Origin of the sequence: Pseudoalteromonas mucoides, from assembly GCF_049257175.1 — a bacterium.
GTDB lineage: Bacteria > Pseudomonadota > Gammaproteobacteria > Enterobacterales > Alteromonadaceae > Pseudoalteromonas.
On record NZ_JBMMUC010000001.1, the window covers coordinates 357,747 to 372,673 of the forward strand.

Here is a 14,927-nt window from a genome sequence, read left to right on the forward strand (position 1 = left end):
CGCAAAAGAATAGCTAAAATTAAGCATGCAGTTTTATTCTATACTTTCGAAGCTAGGTGGTTATTTCAGTGCCACTTATACCCACGTGACACTGTTTATATTAATGAGTTAGTAAGTATTAAAACCCTTCAAGTACCAGCTTGCCACGTGATTTATGAGATTCAAGAATAGCGTGGGCTTTGAGTAGGTTTTCAACAGTAATTTTCCCTAAGAGCTGGCCTAGCGTGGTTTTAATGGTGCCGTTATCAACCAGCTTAGCTAACTCAGTCAGTAACTGATGTTGCGCTATCATATCGTCAGTTTGAAACATTGAGCGGGTATACATAAATTCCCAATGCAGTGAAATACTTTTACGCTTGAGTTTTAAAATATCAAAGCTGGCAGGGTCGTCAATTAAGGCCAGTTTGCCTTGTGGCTTGATTGCCTCAATAATACTGTCTAAATGTTGGTCGGTATGAGTGAGGCTAATAATATAATCAAACTCTTCTAGATTATGAGATTGGCGTTGTTCATTTAAGCACTTAGAGTGATCTAAGACATGCTCAATACCTAAATCGTTTAACCAAGTTACACTGTCAGCACGAGAGGCACTGCCTACAACCGTTAAGTTGGTTAGTTGCTTTGCCAGTTGCACCAAAATTGAACCGACGCCGCCAGCAGCACCTACCACCAATAAAGAGGCAGGTTTAGCATTCACAGCGCGCGATATTTGCAGGCGGTCAAACAAGAGCTCCCATGCAGTGATCGCTGTAAGTGGCAGTGCCGCAGCTTGTGAGTCACTAAGAGATGCTGGTGCTTTACCAACAATACGTTCGTCAACCAATTGAAACTCTGCATTACTGCCAGCTCGTGTTAAGTCTCCTGCGTAATAAACACGATCGCCCACATTAAATAAACTCACATCATTGCCAACGGCTTTAACAATACCAACAGCATCCCAACCAATGACCTTATGGCCGTGCTCTGGAGTCACATTTGCGCGAATTTTAGCATCAACAGGGTTCACTGAAATCGCTTTGACTTCAACTAATAAATCGCGCCCTTGTGCGGTTGGCGTGGGTAATTCGATTGCCTCGAAAGAGTTATCGTTTAGTGTTTTTGTTGCGGCTTGATATCCGATGGCTTTCATAATTAGCTCCTTGGAAGAAAGTGATACCTCACTATAACGTATATCGAATATATAAAAAGAGCAGTAATCATGAATCACTTTCAAAAATTATTTGATAGTTAAGTCACTATTTATTTTATCGAGTAAAGAGATCAGCTGTGTGGCTTCTGATTCTGAAATTGAAGGAAACTTACAGCGTATTTGTGCAGGAATACTTTCTGCTTTTAGTTGCAACTGTGTGCCCGCAGCTTGCAGTTGTACCATTCGTTTTCGTTTATCTTGCTCATCTTTGACTATATGAAGCAGTTGCTTTTCGGTCATTTTTTTGAGGATTTGCGTCATTGCGCCACCATCAATCGCGGTTTTATCGAGTAGCTCATTAATGCTGATTTTGTCTTTCTCCCATAGCGCCATCATCACCACGTATTGTGGGTAGGTTAAATCAACTGCCGTGAGGGCCTCACGATAAGAGCGAACTATGCCATTTGATGCCATATATAAACGGTGGCAAATTTGATTATCTAGCTTTAATTGTGGGAATTTCATATCTGTGCACTCTTTTTCGTCATGTTCATATTTTAATTTGCATACAAAGTATTTGCAATGTTGAATTAATGAGTCTATTATTTTGCATGCAAAATAAATTTGTTTAATTGAATTCACAGGAGAAAGTTATGAAAGAATTACAAGGTGTAGCATACACAGCAAATGCAACAGCGACGGGTGGCCGTGAAGGCACTGCAAAATCTGATGACGGCCGTTTGGATGTGGCTTTATCGACTCCAAAAGGCCTTGGCGGTGATGATGGCCAAGGTACAAACCCTGAGCAATTATTTGCAGCAGGTTATGCCGCTTGTTTTATCGGTGCGTTAAAGCTAGTTGCAGGCCAAGCAAAAGTTAAATTACCCGCTGACACACGAATAGATTCAGAAGTATCTATTGGTCCTATCGTAGGTGGTTTTGGTATTGCCGTTAAGCTTGCGGTATTTGTTGGTGATGTTGATAAAGACACTGCTAACGAATTAGTTGCCAAAGCGCATGAAGTTTGCCCGTATTCAAATGCGACTCGCGGCAATATTGCTGTTGAACTCTCTGTTATATAAAGTGCTTCGATACCAATTTAGCTGTGTGTTAAGTTGGTATCATAATTTACACGCGTTAAAGCTATAAATTTGATAAGTTAATCATGTTTTTTCAATAATCTACTGCACCATTCTCTAATTAGGCTAAACTCTACAGGTAGTTTTAATTATAGGATCGAACGAATGCGGCAACTAGCATTATCAAAAAAGTTACTTTGGCTAACTGTAGGCAGTATTTTTATTACTGTGCTTGTATTATCGAGTGTTTTGTGGTGGCAACTATCAAGCAGTAACAAAGTGCTTTCGGGTGAAGCTGAAGAGCTTATTGTTGCTGAAGTTGAAGAAAAACTCACGGCAAATGCAGCAGCCTATGGTGAGCGAATTGCAGGCTTTATCAATGAAGCTTATAGAGTGCCATTTTCATTTGCAGCCATTGTTGGAAGTCAAGATGCTGCAAGTACGCTTAGCCGTGAATCTGTCGTGCAACTTAATAAATCATTGATTGAAAGAAACAGCAATATTTCCTCTATTTACTCGCAATTTGAAGCAAATGGTTTTGACAACAAAGACGCACAATTTACTCGTGGGTATACTCACTCAGTGGCCGGAGAGGGTACTTTAGAAGTTTACTTTACGCGCAGTCGAGAAGGGGTTATAGAGCAGCAAGTTGTTGATGATGCTGCTGAAAAATATGTCACGACTTTAAATGAGTTTGGTCAACGTGAGGCCGAATGGTATTTATGTGCAAAGGACACCAAAACTTCTTGTATTATGGAGCCTTACCTTTACGAAATCTCTCCTGGTTACTCAGAAATGATGACGTCGTTAGTTGTGCCAGTGCTCAGAAATGGCCGCTTTATCGGTGTGACGGGGGTTGATTTAACACTTCCTGTATTTCAAACCATGACAGAGCAGCTGTCAAAAGACTTATATAATGGCCAAGCCAGAGTAACACTTTTAAGCTCGCTAGACTTAGTGGTTGGTAGTAGTCACTACAAAGATAAATTGGGACGACCTTTAAAAGAGTCGGTATCAAATAGCTTAGTAACGAGCTTTGAACGATTAAAAAAAGAAGCAGGCATTCATAAAGTTAATAACGAGTACCTAGTTAATTATCCAATTACAATTAAGCTGGCAGGCAAACAGTGGAACTTATTGATCGAAGTTCCCACAGAGCTTGCGTTAAGTGGTCCACATGCATTAGCCCAAACTATGGACGAGAATGCCAGCACCCTCGGCGGACTTATTCTAATTACAGGTATTGTCATCGCTGCAGTGGCCTTTTTTGTCATGTTAATCGTTATTAAGAGTATAATTGCACCGTTACAACAAATTCAAAAAAGGGTCGATAACCTGGCAAGTAGTGAAGGTGACTTAACCCAAACGCTAAGTGTTGACTCACATGCAGAACTAATTGCCTTAGCTTATGGGTTTAATGCCTTTTTAGCCAAACTGCGTGATTTAATTGCCCAGTTAAAAGATGTGTCAGGTCAAACGAAAGAGCAAGCGCAAACGGCCGCGCATGTTGCATTAGACACCAAGCAAAATGTTCAGTCTCAATTTCAAGAAATTGAAAGTGTGGTAACAGCAATGAATGAAATGAGCGCCACGGCATTAGAAGTTGCGCGAGCATCTGAACAGTCAGCACAACAAGCTGACGAAATAAACTCTTTGGTCGTCAGTAGTGAGGCGAGTTTATCATCTGCGGTATCACAAGTTAAAACTATGTCTGATGAAATTCAACAGGCAAATCAAGCGGTCGAGAAGGTCGCCGCACGTAGTAATGATATTACTCAAATACTAGATGTAATTCGCACCATTGCAGAGCAAACAAACTTACTTGCACTTAATGCGGCCATTGAAGCTGCCCGCGCAGGAGAGCAGGGCCGAGGTTTTGCTGTTGTCGCGGATGAAGTCAGAGCGCTTGCGTCAAAAACTCGTTCTTCTACCGATGATATCAGTGGTTTGATCGATAGCCTTCAGCTTGAAGTCGGTAATGCATCTTCTGTTATTGAAAAAGGGGTAGTTCGAGCTCAAACAGCCGTTGATGAGACAACCGTTGCATTTGATGCGCTTCATAGCGTAGTGACAAAAGTAGAGGAAATAACAGGACAGATCACTCAAATAGCTACAGCAGCGGAAGAGCAAAGTTCAGTAACAGAAGAAATTAACCGTAACCTGACATTAATTTCAGATGCCGCATCGCAATTGGCTGAGCTTTCTACGCAAGCGGGTGATGGTAGCCAAATGCTAAATCAACTGGTTGCCCAGCAAGATGATGAGCTAAATAAACTTAAAACTTAATAGTGACATGGCAGTCAGTGTTTACTGCCATTTTTAAATTAAAGCTGCTTGATTGATAGGAACATTTGGTCAATCAAGGGATCAGCTAACTCTTGTGTGTTTGGTCTATTTAAGTAGCTACGTAAGCCTGTAAATTGAATTTGAAAATAGCGCGCATACTCGATTGCTGTAATACGTGTATCAAGCTCTTTAGCGTGCTGAGCCTTTTCAAACAAGGTTGTTAGAAATGCCTCAAATTGATTTGCAAGGTCGTAGCTCAATAACTTTAGTGTTGGCTCATCCTCGGTAAACTCATTATTCGCTTTGACTAACATGCACAACATACTTGGCGCACATTGAGCATCTTCAATGAGTACCTTCTTCACAAAAGCAGTTAAACCATCAAGTACACTAGAGTGTTCATTAAGCGCAGATAAAAGCTGGCTTTGCATAAATTGTGCATAGTCTTTTATCGCTTCGCAATAGAGGCCTTCTTTAGAACCAAATGCGGCGTAAATACTGCCTGGGCGCATATTGATAGCATTTTGCAAATCGCGAGTCGATGTGGCGTTAAAGCCTTTTTTCCAGAACAACTGTCCCGCTGTGCGTATTACTTCATCACGCTCGAATTTTACTTTATTGACCATCACATAGTTACTCTATTTGAACACTTGCTCAATTTTAACTTGAACAGTCGCTCAAAATCAAATATTATGAACTCGAACATACTTAAACACTTTCAATTTGGAGTTAAATAATGGCTGAATTTACTTTATACACACAAGAAAACGCCCCTGAAGCGGCAAAACCTTTAATGGAAAAGTCAGTAGCAGCGTTTGGTATGCTACCTAATTTACACGCAGTAATGGCACAAGCGCCAACATTGCTTGAAGGCTACCAAGTTCTTCATGAGCTATTTCAAAATACTTCGTTTAATGCAGAAGAGTTAACAGTAGTATGGCAAACAATCAACGTTGAACATGAATGTCATTATTGTGTGCCTGCACACAGCGCGATTGCAGCGAGTATGAAAGTTGATGAAGGCATCGTTGATGCGCTTGTTAATAAAACGCCACTGGCAGATGAAAAGCTTGAAACACTTCGTGAAACAACACTTGCTATGACGCAAAATCGTGGGGTGATCAGCGATGAACAAATCGAAAAGTTTTTTGCTGCAGGTTATGCGCAGCAGCAGTTGCTTGAAATTGTGTTAGGTTTATCGCAAAAGGTGATGAGCAACTACACCAATCACCTTGCAGATACACCGGTAGACGAACCGTTTAAAAAGTTCGCTAAGTAATATGCAAAACGCGGGCTTAAGCCCGCGTTATTGTTCAAATAGAGGTTATTTAAATTTTACCTTCTTGCCACTACGTATATAAATACGCTCTTCAGGTTTGGTCCATTCGCCTTTTTTTAAATACGAAGTAAGTACAATAAATTTGTTATCGATGTATTCGCTGGTGGAACGAACTTTTGTTATTCCCTCTTTCGAGCCAGTGACTGTTTCGTAAGCGACAAATTTTGTGGGCGATAAGACGTTCATGGTGCCTTTAGTATAAAAGCCTGCGGTAGTGAAATAGTAAAAAACAATTGATTGCTCTTTGCTATCCCAAAAAATCATAGATTCTCCACCATACACCCCTTCATTAATTGAATGCGAAGTGCGAATGGCTTTACCATTTAAAGCACGCTCCCACATACTCACATCTTGCATGGGTGGTTTTCCTGGTTCTACTTTAAAATCAGCCTGCCACGTGCCTAAATAGGGCTTAAAGACAGCCAGCTCTTTTGCTATATCAGGCGAGTCACTCGCTAGAGATAAGCTTGTCGCTGTGAAACAAAGGGTTAGTAAAATAGTTTTTAAGTATGACATAATAAAATCTTGTTATTCTTCATAGTCCCAGTATAGGTTAACGTTTGTTAATTAAAAAAGTATTATTGCTGTTTGCAGGAAGTTTTCTTGCGATTTTAGCTCTTGGCAGTTGGCTGAACTATTGGCCTGTATTCATAGCGAGTGTGTATGCATTTATGAGTACGATCACCATTTTGGTGTACAAATGGGATAAGCGTTTAGCGATAGACACAGCAAATCAAACACTCAGAGTACCAGAGCGTAGCTTGCATATTTTAGCCTTATTATGTGGCTGGCCAGGAGCATTAATAGCTCAGCAGTGGTTTCGGCATAAATCTAAGAAGCGACCATTCATCGCTGTATTATGGTTAACGATTATTATCAACAGCAGCGCATTGGCTTACCTTTACTATTGGCAATATCTCTAATTTAAGTGCAGTATTAGGTACTACAAATTTATAAGATTACCTTTATGACCATTTTTTATCGTTGCTATCACTTTGCTTTAAAATGTATTGTTATATTTATCGGTATTCCTAATCCACGTTTGTACACAGGGTATAGTGGCTTAGCGCAATGGTTACAAACCTGGCAAACAGAAAAGCCTTTGTTAGTCGTAAGTGATGCAACATTATTAAAGCTCGGAGTGCTTAAAAAAACATTAGCATCATTAGATGAGCAACAAATAAAGTGGTATTTATATACTGATGTAGCGCCTAACCCAAGCATTGATAACGTTGAAAAGGGCGTACAAGTTTATAACGCTCAACAATGTGCAGGTATCATCGCTGTTGGCGGTGGCTCAGTGTTAGATTGCGCTAAATTAATAGCAGCCCGTTCAGTAAAGCCAAAAAAGTCAGTTAAGCAACTGAAGGGGCTATTTAAAGTATTAAAAAAACTTCCCCCTCTGTGCGCTATTCCTACAACGGCAGGTACAGGTTCTGAAACAACCGTTGCTGCTGTTGTAAATGATCCACAAACTCAAACAAAATATGCAGCTACCGATTTTTCTTTGGTGCCCAGTGATGCGATTCTCATCGCAGAGCTTACTCAGTCAGTCCCTGATTTTATTACTGCAGCAACCGGTATCGATGCGCTGACACATGCAATAGAGTCATACATAGGTAAAATAGGGCTAAACTTTAGTGATCAAAAATCATTGCAAGCCATCGAGCTTATAATAAATAACTTGCCAACAGCTTATAAGGATGGAGATAACTTAGTTGCCAGAGAAAACATGTTGTTAGCATCATTTTACGCAGGACAAGCGTTTACGCGGGCATCGGTAGGTTATGTTCATGCCATTGCACATCAGTTTGGTGCGCGTTATGGGACAGCGCATGGTTTGGCTAATAGTGTATTGCTTATGCCGGTACTTAAATTTTATGGTCCAGTTATATACTCTAAACTTGCACAGATCGCCGATTACTGTAAATTGACGCAGCCAGATCAAAGCGTAGAAGAAAAAGCGAACATTTTACTTACTACCATAGAGCAGTTATTAGAGGTACTCAACATTCCTAAACACCTGCCAGAGATACAACGCAGTGATATTAAAGAGCTAGCAAAAGCGGCATTAAAAGAGGCGCATCCGGATTACCCCGTGCCTGCTTTTATGAACCAAGAGCAATGTGAAGCGATTATTAGTAAAGTGAGTGAATAAACAGCCTCTAGATGCACTTCTGAAGGCTGTTTATTAAAAGTATTGCTAACGTTTAAGCTGTGCTTGTGGTTGATTTAATAAGCGAATAATTGGGTTATCTTGGGTTATTTTGGCCTTAAGCAGGTAACCAATCAGTAAACCAGCGACAAAACCACCAATGTGTGCACCATAATCTACACCATCCGGCGCAGAGAGCATGCCAAAAATATTAATACCCAGCCAAATTACAAAAAACCAAACAGCGGAGATTTTTTTCTGATAGATAATGATCATAAACGTTAAGCTGGCATGTCTAAACCACATTAAATACATACCAAATAACCCTGCTATTGCACCACTGGCACCTACGCTTGGTATGGTTGAACTTGGGTGAACAATAAAACTGGCAAATGATGCAGCCAAACCACAAATCAAATACCACATTAAAAACTTTTTATGGTCGAGTACATCTTCAAGGTTATCACCAATAATATACAAAAAGTACATATTGCCTACCAAATGCATAACTGAACCGTGTAAGAAAACGCAGGTGAGCACCGTCCATAGGTGTTCACCTTGCGATATTTTACTTGGATTCATAGCAAACAGGTCAAGAGTAGCCATAAACGTGTCGGTATTAAAAAAGTACAATGCAAAAATAATCACATTAATGGCTATTAGCCCACGAGTGATCCAAGGTGTTTGTTTGGGCTTGAGGTTATATTCAACAGGCATCTGCGTCAAAAATTGAAATAAATACGTTTTCCAGTTAATTTTTTGATTCAGCTCACTTAAACTTGCTTTTAGTTCAGGGCTGTTTTCAACGCTTTCTAATTGATCTTTTTCAATCCAACTACCATCACAATGGCGACACACATCAATTTCTGTATGAAAATCTTCGAGTAAATGGAAGCGTTCAAGGTTTTTATTACAATCAGGGCAATCCAGCTTTGAAATACCTAGTGATTCACCAAAATGAGTTTCGTATTTTTCACCTATAGGCCCTTCATTGATCTCAGCAATCATACGGTTTACTTCGTTTTTTTCAAACCATAACCCACCACATTCGCGACAGATATCAATTTCTTCACCGTGATAATGAGTAACATCTAATGGGCTATCTTTGCAGTGCGGGCAAATTTTAGTTGGCATTACTAGAGTCCTTTAGTGAGCCGATAATAATATCGTTTTTCTTCAATTCTTGTTGTAAGTGCAAAGCACTTGCTTGTAGTTGCGGTAAGGTTTGCTTTTCAATGATGTCGGTTATTTTATTAAGCTCAATTGATGCTTGTCGTGCAGACATTTGTCGCTTAAGTACGGCTTCAACAACATACTCCGCACGGCTGTAAAAGCGCCTAACTTGGGTTAAAAATATACTGGGTGTTTCAAGGGTCGTTGGCGAATACTGCATCGTTTGCCAAATATACTTCTCTAAAGTGGGTTTGTGATATTGCATTTCTGAGCTAGGTGGGCTTTTAGCTAAACGAGCTGCATAGGCCCTAATATTATTTGCGTTATCATTAACTTCATCATAAAGCGACGTACGTAAATAAAAGTTGTCTTCCATTTTGCTGTAGCTATCAAACTTCAAGGCTTGTTCTAAACCACTTTGTGCGGCTAGGTAAACTCCAAAAATAGTTGAAAGCACTAAAAACACTTGGTTTAACCAAAATCCTGTACTTTTAAGCTCTTTATTGTCTACAGTTTTCAAAGCTTGTGCTAGTTTGGGTTTTTTCGCAGGCGCAGCTGCTTGATTTGAGGGATCCAATATTAAGCTCCTTTTATGTTGCTTCCTTTTTGAGCGCGTAAGGCTACTTTAATTTATAGATTTAGACAATAAATTATTTAGCTTCTATCGAGGGCGCTTAGCATTTTTTAAAATTGGTATTTTGTATTTGAGGTGTATGTGATAGTTAAATTAAACTGCAAAATAATAAATATTGCTCTATTGGCAATTACGTTTTTAATATCAACACAGGCTTATGCAGATATGTTTGGCTTTTTAAAGAAACAAGATTATGTTTTATCAGCTCCAGTCAAAGGAGTTTTGCTGAAAGGTGGCAATCCACAATCGGGAGTTGAGGTACTGAGATCACTTACATATGGCAAAGAGTATATTGATAAGTCAGTTACGGATGAGGCTGGTCGTTTTTCATTTCCTAAAAAAATTATTCGAACGTCTAAACCTAGTAACATGTTTGATAATGAATCTGTGCATCAGCATATTTATATTGATAATGGTACGCTAGAGGGAGTAATTGTATGGTATTCAATAATTTCCTTGAACCCAGATAGCCAAACGCTTATTGAATTATTAGGTAGCCTAGAGTGTGATATCGCACAAGAACCACAGACATATGACATACCAATAGCTGAAAACAATGGTCACACCTTTACTATCTACACAACCTGTAAGCTTTGAAAAACTCATAAAAATTAACCATTTTCTAATAAAACAGCACCACTTTGTTCTTCACCTAAGTAATCGTCTTTATTATAAATAGGGCACTTGTCCATCGATAAGCAGCCGCAACCGATACAGCCATCAACTCGCTCACGCAGGCGTTGCATAAAGGCAATACGTTCGTCTAGTTGGCTTTGCCATTGCTTAGATAGTGCTGACCAATCCTTTTTTGTAGGAGTGCGTTCATCGGGCAGTGTGGCAAGCGTTTGTTTTATTTCCTCTAGCGTTATACCCATAGCTTGGGCGGCTTTGATGACTGCTACACGACGAAGTACGTCTGGTTTATAGCGGCGTTGGTTACCGTTGTTACGCCAGCTGCGTATCAGCCCTTTGGTTTCGTAAAAGTGTAGGGCTGAGACTTTTACACCACTGCGCTTGGCGACAAAGCCTACGGTTAAGTTTGCTTCGGTGAGTTTTTTTTGTTGAACGGTCATATGTTTTAATTCCTTTTAAAAATTTTTATTTACTTATTGACCTTAACTTAACTTGAGGTTTTAAGCTCTGCTCCATCATAAAAAAAGGAGTGATACAAATGCAAGGTAAATTAAATTCAAATACAGCCATTATTTTTTCAAGCGCGCGTAAGATAGGAAATACTAGCTTACAAGTAAATGATTATACTGCAAAACAGGGGGGGCAGGTTTTTTGTTTAGATGACTTTGTGATTTCGCCATATCGTTATGATAAACAATATCAAGGCGATGACTTTTACATTTTATTTGAACAGTTACTTACTTTCGATCACTGGGTTATAGCCTCACCAGTTTATTGGTACAGCACGACGTCGCAAATGAAGGCGTTTATGGATAGAATTACTGATTATATGGATGATGAAGTATTAAAGCCTAAGCTTCGAACCCTTCGACAAAAACAATTTTCAATATTATCTAATGCGGCTTCACCTTCTGCGCCAGATGCATTTCTTGATATGTTTAAACATACTTTTAACTACTTGGGTATGACTTTTAAAACGCATTCACATGTTCAGGCTAGTTAATTACTTTAAATAGCGTTAGGGTAGGCTGAACAAAAAGTAAAAAAGGATGATGTATGAAAACATTACTTACTGGTTTTAGCCTTCTTTTAACTAGCTTTAGTACTCTAGCGGCAGAGCCTGCACCTGTTATTAAAGACTATGGTTATTTTTATAATGTGCCAAACCATAAGTCGGATTTAAGCCAAGCCCAGTTTAAGATAGCGTTTGATGTAGGGGATGGCGCACAAAAGGGCGCGCAAAATAATCATATTAATTCGTTAGCGCGTTTTATAAATATGCATGTTGCTCATGGTGTAAAGCCAGAAAATATTCAGTTGGCTTTAGTAGTTCATGGTGGCGCGAGTGTTGATGTGTTAGAAAATAGTTTTTATAAAGCCCGTTTTGACAAAGATAACAAAACCCAATCTTTGATTAAACAACTGCTCGCTAATAATACCCAGGTGTATGTGTGTGGGCAGTCAGCAACGCATATGAAAGTAAAGCCTGAACAATTAATACCTGGAGTGCAAATGGCACTTTCAGCGATGACTGCACACGCTCAGTTACAGCAACAAGGCTATACATTGAATCCGTTTTAAAAATGAATATTCTTTGCTTTGGCGACTCTAATACTTTTGGAGTCTCCCCGGTTGATGGGAAGCGCCTGCCTGCGCATGAACGCTGGCCGGGCATACTAGCAGAGCGATTGGGGTCAGAACACCTAGTTATTGAAGCGGGGCAGCCAAATCGAACTTTGGTGAATAACCCGCCGTTCAACGGCGATAAATCGGGTGTAAAGTATCTAAAGCCTTATCTTGAAGCGCAGCCATTGGATGTTGTTATTATTCAGCTTGGTACTAATGACTTAAAAGTTCGTTTTGGGCTGTCTGCTATCGATATTGGCAAAGCGCTTGAGACGTTACTTTCACACATTAAAGCGTTTTATCACGATAAAGCACAGCCAAAAATAATCATCTTGAGCCCAGCCAAGGTGTATGAAGTGGGGAAGTATGAAAGTATCTACGCAGGTGCAGGTAATAAAGCCGAGCAATTATCTTTTGAATTTAAAGCCATCGCCGATCGTCACGCATGTGTTTTTATCGATGGTTTTTCACTTATCTGTGCTTGCGAAAGTGAAGGTGTACATTGGCCTTATGAAGAGCACTTTCGCCTTGCAAAACAGCTACTCCCTTTAGTTTAAAGCAGCGTGCGAGAGAGCTCTTTATATGATTTGCCTATTTTAACAATAGCCCCTGTTGTTAGTTCAACATATTCATGATTAACAGCAGTCACTTTGTTTTTATTAATTAAATATGACTTGTGAATTTGTATAAATGTACCTACTAGCTGTTCTCTCAGTTGCTTAAGTGTCGTTGTGGCAAGGGTAAAAGAGCCAGCTTGATGTAACTTTACATAATTACCGTAAGCTTCAATATATTCAATTGTGTCTAACGAGAATTTGCGTTTTTCTCGGTCTACTTTAAGCGTTATATCTTTGGGTTGCTGATCTAAAGGCTGTGCCGCACGTTGGCACACTTTGTTGAGAGCTTGCTTTAGCCTTGGCGCTGAAACGGGTTTGAGCAAGTAGTCTGTGACATTTAAATCAAAGCCAGCTAAGGCATACTCTTGATAAGCGCTATTGATAATTACTTGCGGCGGATTAGCAAGCGCATTTAATAGCTCAAGCCCTGTTAGTTCAGGCATATTAATGTCGAGAAACACTAAATCAACACCTGGTTTGGCAAGCACACATAAGGCATCTTTAGCGCTATAGTATTGGCCTACCACATTTATATTAGTGTGTTCTGTTAAATGATGCAGCAGCACTTGGTGTGCCAATGGCTCGTCATCGACAATGATGGCTTTGATCATTTTAATAACTCCAAAGTCAGTGTTGTTTGCCACATTGCATCTTGCTTATGGGTGATTAGAGAATGCTTATTAGGGTATAAAAGTTGCAGTCGTTTTTGTAAATTAGCAAGTCCCATCCCTTGTTTATTTTTTGCTACTTGAGCGGGTATTGGATTGGCGCAATAAAGTGTTAAAGCATTGTCGTTGATTATTATTTCAATTGATACATGTGTTTTGTCGGTCCCGGGTTCAACACCATGTTTTATGGCATTTTCAACGATAATTATCAGCAGTAGTGGTGTAATGCACAAGGCGTTAAAATTGTGTGGCCAAACAAGGTTAAACTTACACTTATTGGCGCTTCTTATCTTTTGTAATTCAATAAAGTTCTTAAGGTAGTCTAGCTCTTTTTCTAGTGGCACGGATGACTTTTGCCCTTCATAAACTGTATAGCGTAGTAAGTCTGCCAAATGCAGCACTAACTGTGGAGCTTGTTCTGATTTTGTCAGCGTAAGCGCATATAAGTTATTTAATGTATTAAATAAAAAATGAGGGTTCACTTGTTGTTGGAGTAATTTTAGTTCGGTTTGAGTTTGCTGTTTAGCGACTTCATTTAACTTGCTTTGTTGCTGTTGACGTTCAAACGCCAAAATAATCGGTGTACTTATAACAAGAAAAAGCAGCATAAACTGATAATTAAACTTACTAAAAATATTTTGGTCACCACTTGGTGTGAGGTTAGCAACGCCATGGGGTAAGTCATTAATTGGTAGCGATAGAACGGCAGCTATCAACAAAGGTGTTAATACCAGCATTACAATAACGCAAACGGCTACAAACAAAAATACGCCGTGAACTGCAAGCAAGTGGCGAATGAGAAAGTATCGGTTAAATAAATACAACCCGTAAACAATTGCAGTATAAACGCCTAGTTGCCAAAAGTAAGTGATAAATTGACCAAACTGCGAGATAACTTTACTTGGGTCAAAAATTAAATCAAATGGTTGATTTAATAGTGGATCTTTATGTGTATTAAGTACCCCGGCCATTAGAAAACACCAGCCCAAAAGAGTGAGCAACACTACATTATCCAATGATATTAATGTACTTAGCCGTTTACTTGTGAGTGAAGGCCGAGTGGCAACACGTTGAGATATTAGCCCCACAAGACTTGCTCCCGTACATAAGGCCCAGCCTTGTGGGACTAAATAGTGCCACAAGGCAAATTGTGGAAGCAGCACACTGAGCGCGTATATCAAGATAGGGTAAGCAATAAAACCTAATAACCAGCTTATTAAGGCCAGCCTTGAAGAGTGCTTAAATGCTAATACATGGGCGATTAAAAAAGGCAGGCATACAAATAGTAGCTGCGCATTTATTTGTAAGTAAAGTGCCGCTGAGCTAAGCCTTAACGATAAAAAGTGTATATGTGCTTCAAGTAAAATTGCAGCGAAAAGAGGCAATAAGGCAATGACATATTTTACCTTAACCCGTTGTGATAAAAAGGAAATAACCGCCTGCACATTTCACCTAAATATAATTTTAATTTCACACTACTTTACCCTTTAAACATTATTAACACATCTTTACGTTGCTAAAAAACCACAAATAATGATGAAAGTAAGGTTTTTAATGATGAGAAGCAAATCGCTACTCTTATCCCTTA

General features: G+C 39.5%; 18 protein-coding genes. 9 read left to right on the forward strand and 9 right to left on the reverse strand.

What is annotated here, in order from left to right:
* Nucleotides 1–118: 118 nt before the first annotated feature.
* Nucleotides 119–1,129, reverse strand: a complete 1,011-nt coding sequence (locus AAEU30_RS01490) for a zinc-binding alcohol dehydrogenase family protein (protein ID WP_421958972.1) — start codon at nt 1,127–1,129, stop codon at nt 119–121.
* Nucleotides 1,130–1,216: 87 nt separating this feature from the next.
* On the reverse strand, nt 1,217–1,654 hold the full coding sequence (locus tag AAEU30_RS01495; protein ID WP_421958973.1) for a MarR family winged helix-turn-helix transcriptional regulator: 438 nt from the start codon (nt 1,652–1,654) through the stop codon (nt 1,217–1,219).
* A gap of 128 nt (nt 1,655–1,782) precedes the next feature.
* Here AAEU30_RS01495 and AAEU30_RS01500 point away from each other — a divergent pair, with 128 nt between their 5' ends.
* Both AAEU30_RS01500 and AAEU30_RS01505 read left to right on the forward strand, forming a co-directional pair.
* Nucleotides 1,783–2,211 carry an organic hydroperoxide resistance protein gene (locus tag AAEU30_RS01500; protein WP_421958974.1) on the forward strand — a complete coding sequence of 143 codons (429 nt, stop codon included), beginning with the start codon at nt 1,783–1,785 and terminating at the stop codon, nt 2,209–2,211.
* Between the two features lie 162 nt (nt 2,212–2,373).
* Complete coding sequence (locus AAEU30_RS01505; RefSeq protein ID WP_421958975.1) at nt 2,374–4,494, forward strand: methyl-accepting chemotaxis protein; 2,121 nt, start codon at nt 2,374–2,376, stop codon at nt 4,492–4,494.
* Between the two features lie 38 nt (nt 4,495–4,532).
* Here AAEU30_RS01505 and AAEU30_RS01510 read toward each other — a convergent pair whose 3' ends face one another.
* Entirely contained in the window at nt 4,533–5,120 is a 588-nt protein-coding gene (locus AAEU30_RS01510; RefSeq protein ID WP_421958976.1) for a TetR/AcrR family transcriptional regulator, read from the reverse strand.
* 110 nt (nt 5,121–5,230) lie between these two features.
* Between AAEU30_RS01510 and AAEU30_RS01515 the strand changes: the two genes are divergently transcribed.
* Entirely contained in the window at nt 5,231–5,773 is a 543-nt protein-coding gene (locus tag AAEU30_RS01515) for a carboxymuconolactone decarboxylase family protein (protein WP_087533176.1), read from the forward strand.
* Between the two features lie 45 nt (nt 5,774–5,818).
* Here AAEU30_RS01515 and AAEU30_RS01520 read toward each other — a convergent pair whose 3' ends face one another.
* Nucleotides 5,819–6,349, reverse strand: a complete 531-nt coding sequence (locus tag AAEU30_RS01520) for a hypothetical protein (protein WP_421958977.1) — start codon at nt 6,347–6,349, stop codon at nt 5,819–5,821.
* A gap of 44 nt (nt 6,350–6,393) precedes the next feature.
* Here AAEU30_RS01520 and AAEU30_RS01525 point away from each other — a divergent pair, with 44 nt between their 5' ends.
* Both AAEU30_RS01525 and AAEU30_RS01530 read left to right on the forward strand, forming a co-directional pair.
* Entirely contained in the window at nt 6,394–6,756 is a 363-nt protein-coding gene (locus tag AAEU30_RS01525; RefSeq protein WP_421958978.1) for a DUF1294 domain-containing protein, read from the forward strand.
* 44 nt (nt 6,757–6,800) lie between these two features.
* Nucleotides 6,801–7,991, forward strand: a complete 1,191-nt coding sequence (locus tag AAEU30_RS01530; protein WP_421958979.1) for an iron-containing alcohol dehydrogenase — start codon at nt 6,801–6,803, stop codon at nt 7,989–7,991.
* Nucleotides 7,992–8,036: 45 nt separating this feature from the next.
* Here AAEU30_RS01530 and AAEU30_RS01535 read toward each other — a convergent pair whose 3' ends face one another.
* Both AAEU30_RS01535 and AAEU30_RS01540 read right to left on the reverse strand, forming a co-directional pair.
* Nucleotides 8,037–9,122 carry a rhomboid family intramembrane serine protease gene (locus AAEU30_RS01535; RefSeq protein WP_421958980.1) on the reverse strand — a complete coding sequence of 362 codons (1,086 nt, stop codon included), beginning with the start codon at nt 9,120–9,122 and terminating at the stop codon, nt 8,037–8,039.
* Entirely contained in the window at nt 9,112–9,738 is a 627-nt protein-coding gene (locus AAEU30_RS01540; protein ID WP_421958981.1) for a hypothetical protein, read from the reverse strand. Before AAEU30_RS01540 ends, AAEU30_RS01535 begins: the two co-directional genes overlap by 11 nt.
* Before the next feature lie 138 nt (nt 9,739–9,876).
* On the opposite strand from AAEU30_RS01540, the gene AAEU30_RS01545 reads away from it, so the two are divergent.
* Nucleotides 9,877–10,392: a DUF6795 domain-containing protein gene (locus tag AAEU30_RS01545; protein ID WP_421958982.1), complete on the forward strand. Its 516-nt coding sequence runs from the start codon at nt 9,877–9,879 to the stop codon at nt 10,390–10,392.
* A gap of 14 nt (nt 10,393–10,406) precedes the next feature.
* Here AAEU30_RS01545 and soxR read toward each other — a convergent pair whose 3' ends face one another.
* The gene (gene soxR, locus AAEU30_RS01550; RefSeq protein ID WP_421958983.1) at nt 10,407–10,868 is read right to left on the reverse strand and encodes a redox-sensitive transcriptional activator SoxR; all 462 of its coding nucleotides are present in this window, start codon (nt 10,866–10,868) and stop codon (nt 10,407–10,409) included.
* A 98-nt stretch (nt 10,869–10,966) separates the two neighbouring features.
* Between soxR and AAEU30_RS01555 the strand changes: the two genes are divergently transcribed.
* Genes AAEU30_RS01555 through AAEU30_RS01565 form a run of 3 tightly spaced genes read left to right on the forward strand, consistent with a single transcriptional unit; the run spans nt 10,967 to nt 12,611 of the window.
* Nucleotides 10,967–11,431 (forward strand): flavodoxin family protein, encoded by a 465-nt coding sequence (locus AAEU30_RS01555; RefSeq protein ID WP_421958984.1) that lies wholly within the window; start codon nt 10,967–10,969, stop codon nt 11,429–11,431.
* 53 nt (nt 11,432–11,484) lie between these two features.
* Nucleotides 11,485–12,009: a DsrE family protein gene (locus AAEU30_RS01560; RefSeq protein WP_421958985.1), complete on the forward strand. Its 525-nt coding sequence runs from the start codon at nt 11,485–11,487 to the stop codon at nt 12,007–12,009.
* A 2-nt stretch (nt 12,010–12,011) separates the two neighbouring features.
* On the forward strand, nt 12,012–12,611 hold the full coding sequence (locus AAEU30_RS01565) for an SGNH/GDSL hydrolase family protein (RefSeq protein ID WP_421958986.1): 600 nt from the start codon (nt 12,012–12,014) through the stop codon (nt 12,609–12,611).
* Here the strand turns inward: AAEU30_RS01565 and AAEU30_RS01570 are convergent.
* Entirely contained in the window at nt 12,608–13,282 is a 675-nt protein-coding gene (locus AAEU30_RS01570; RefSeq protein WP_421958987.1) for a LytR/AlgR family response regulator transcription factor, read from the reverse strand. The two genes, AAEU30_RS01565 and AAEU30_RS01570, sit on opposite strands and share 4 nt — an antisense overlap.
* On the reverse strand, nt 13,279–14,784 hold the full coding sequence (locus tag AAEU30_RS01575; RefSeq protein ID WP_421958988.1) for a sensor histidine kinase: 1,506 nt from the start codon (nt 14,782–14,784) through the stop codon (nt 13,279–13,281). The genes AAEU30_RS01570 and AAEU30_RS01575 overlap by 4 nt, the downstream gene beginning before the upstream one ends.
* Nucleotides 14,785–14,927: the final 143 nt, after the last annotated feature.

Excerpts from the sequence above, each read along its gene's own strand:
- AAEU30_RS01505 (WP_421958975.1), top strand. The coding sequence starts at position 2,374 with ATGCGGCAACTAGCATTATCAAAAAAGTTACTTTGGCTAACTGTAGGC.
- AAEU30_RS01560 (WP_421958985.1), top strand. The coding sequence starts at position 11,485 with ATGAAAACATTACTTACTGGTTTTAGCCTTCTTTTAACTAGCTTTAGT.
- AAEU30_RS01495 (WP_421958973.1), bottom strand. The coding sequence starts at position 1,654 with ATGAAATTCCCACAATTAAAGCTAGATAATCAAATTTGCCACCGTTTA.
- AAEU30_RS01565 (WP_421958986.1), top strand. The coding sequence starts at position 12,012 with ATGAATATTCTTTGCTTTGGCGACTCTAATACTTTTGGAGTCTCCCCG.
- soxR (WP_421958983.1), bottom strand. The coding sequence starts at position 10,868 with ATGACCGTTCAACAAAAAAAACTCACCGAAGCAAACTTAACCGTAGGC.
- AAEU30_RS01490 (WP_421958972.1), bottom strand. The coding sequence starts at position 1,129 with ATGAAAGCCATCGGATATCAAGCCGCAACAAAAACACTAAACGATAAC.
- AAEU30_RS01555 (WP_421958984.1), top strand. The coding sequence starts at position 10,967 with ATGCAAGGTAAATTAAATTCAAATACAGCCATTATTTTTTCAAGCGCG.
- AAEU30_RS01535 (WP_421958980.1), bottom strand. The coding sequence starts at position 9,122 with ATGCCAACTAAAATTTGCCCGCACTGCAAAGATAGCCCATTAGATGTT.
- AAEU30_RS01500 (WP_421958974.1), top strand. The coding sequence starts at position 1,783 with ATGAAAGAATTACAAGGTGTAGCATACACAGCAAATGCAACAGCGACG.
- AAEU30_RS01530 (WP_421958979.1), top strand. The coding sequence starts at position 6,801 with ATGACCATTTTTTATCGTTGCTATCACTTTGCTTTAAAATGTATTGTT.
- AAEU30_RS01510 (WP_421958976.1), bottom strand. The coding sequence starts at position 5,120 with ATGGTCAATAAAGTAAAATTCGAGCGTGATGAAGTAATACGCACAGCG.
- AAEU30_RS01570 (WP_421958987.1), bottom strand. The coding sequence starts at position 13,282 with ATGATCAAAGCCATCATTGTCGATGACGAGCCATTGGCACACCAAGTG.
- AAEU30_RS01515 (WP_087533176.1), top strand. The coding sequence starts at position 5,231 with ATGGCTGAATTTACTTTATACACACAAGAAAACGCCCCTGAAGCGGCA.
- AAEU30_RS01520 (WP_421958977.1), bottom strand. The coding sequence starts at position 6,349 with ATGTCATACTTAAAAACTATTTTACTAACCCTTTGTTTCACAGCGACA.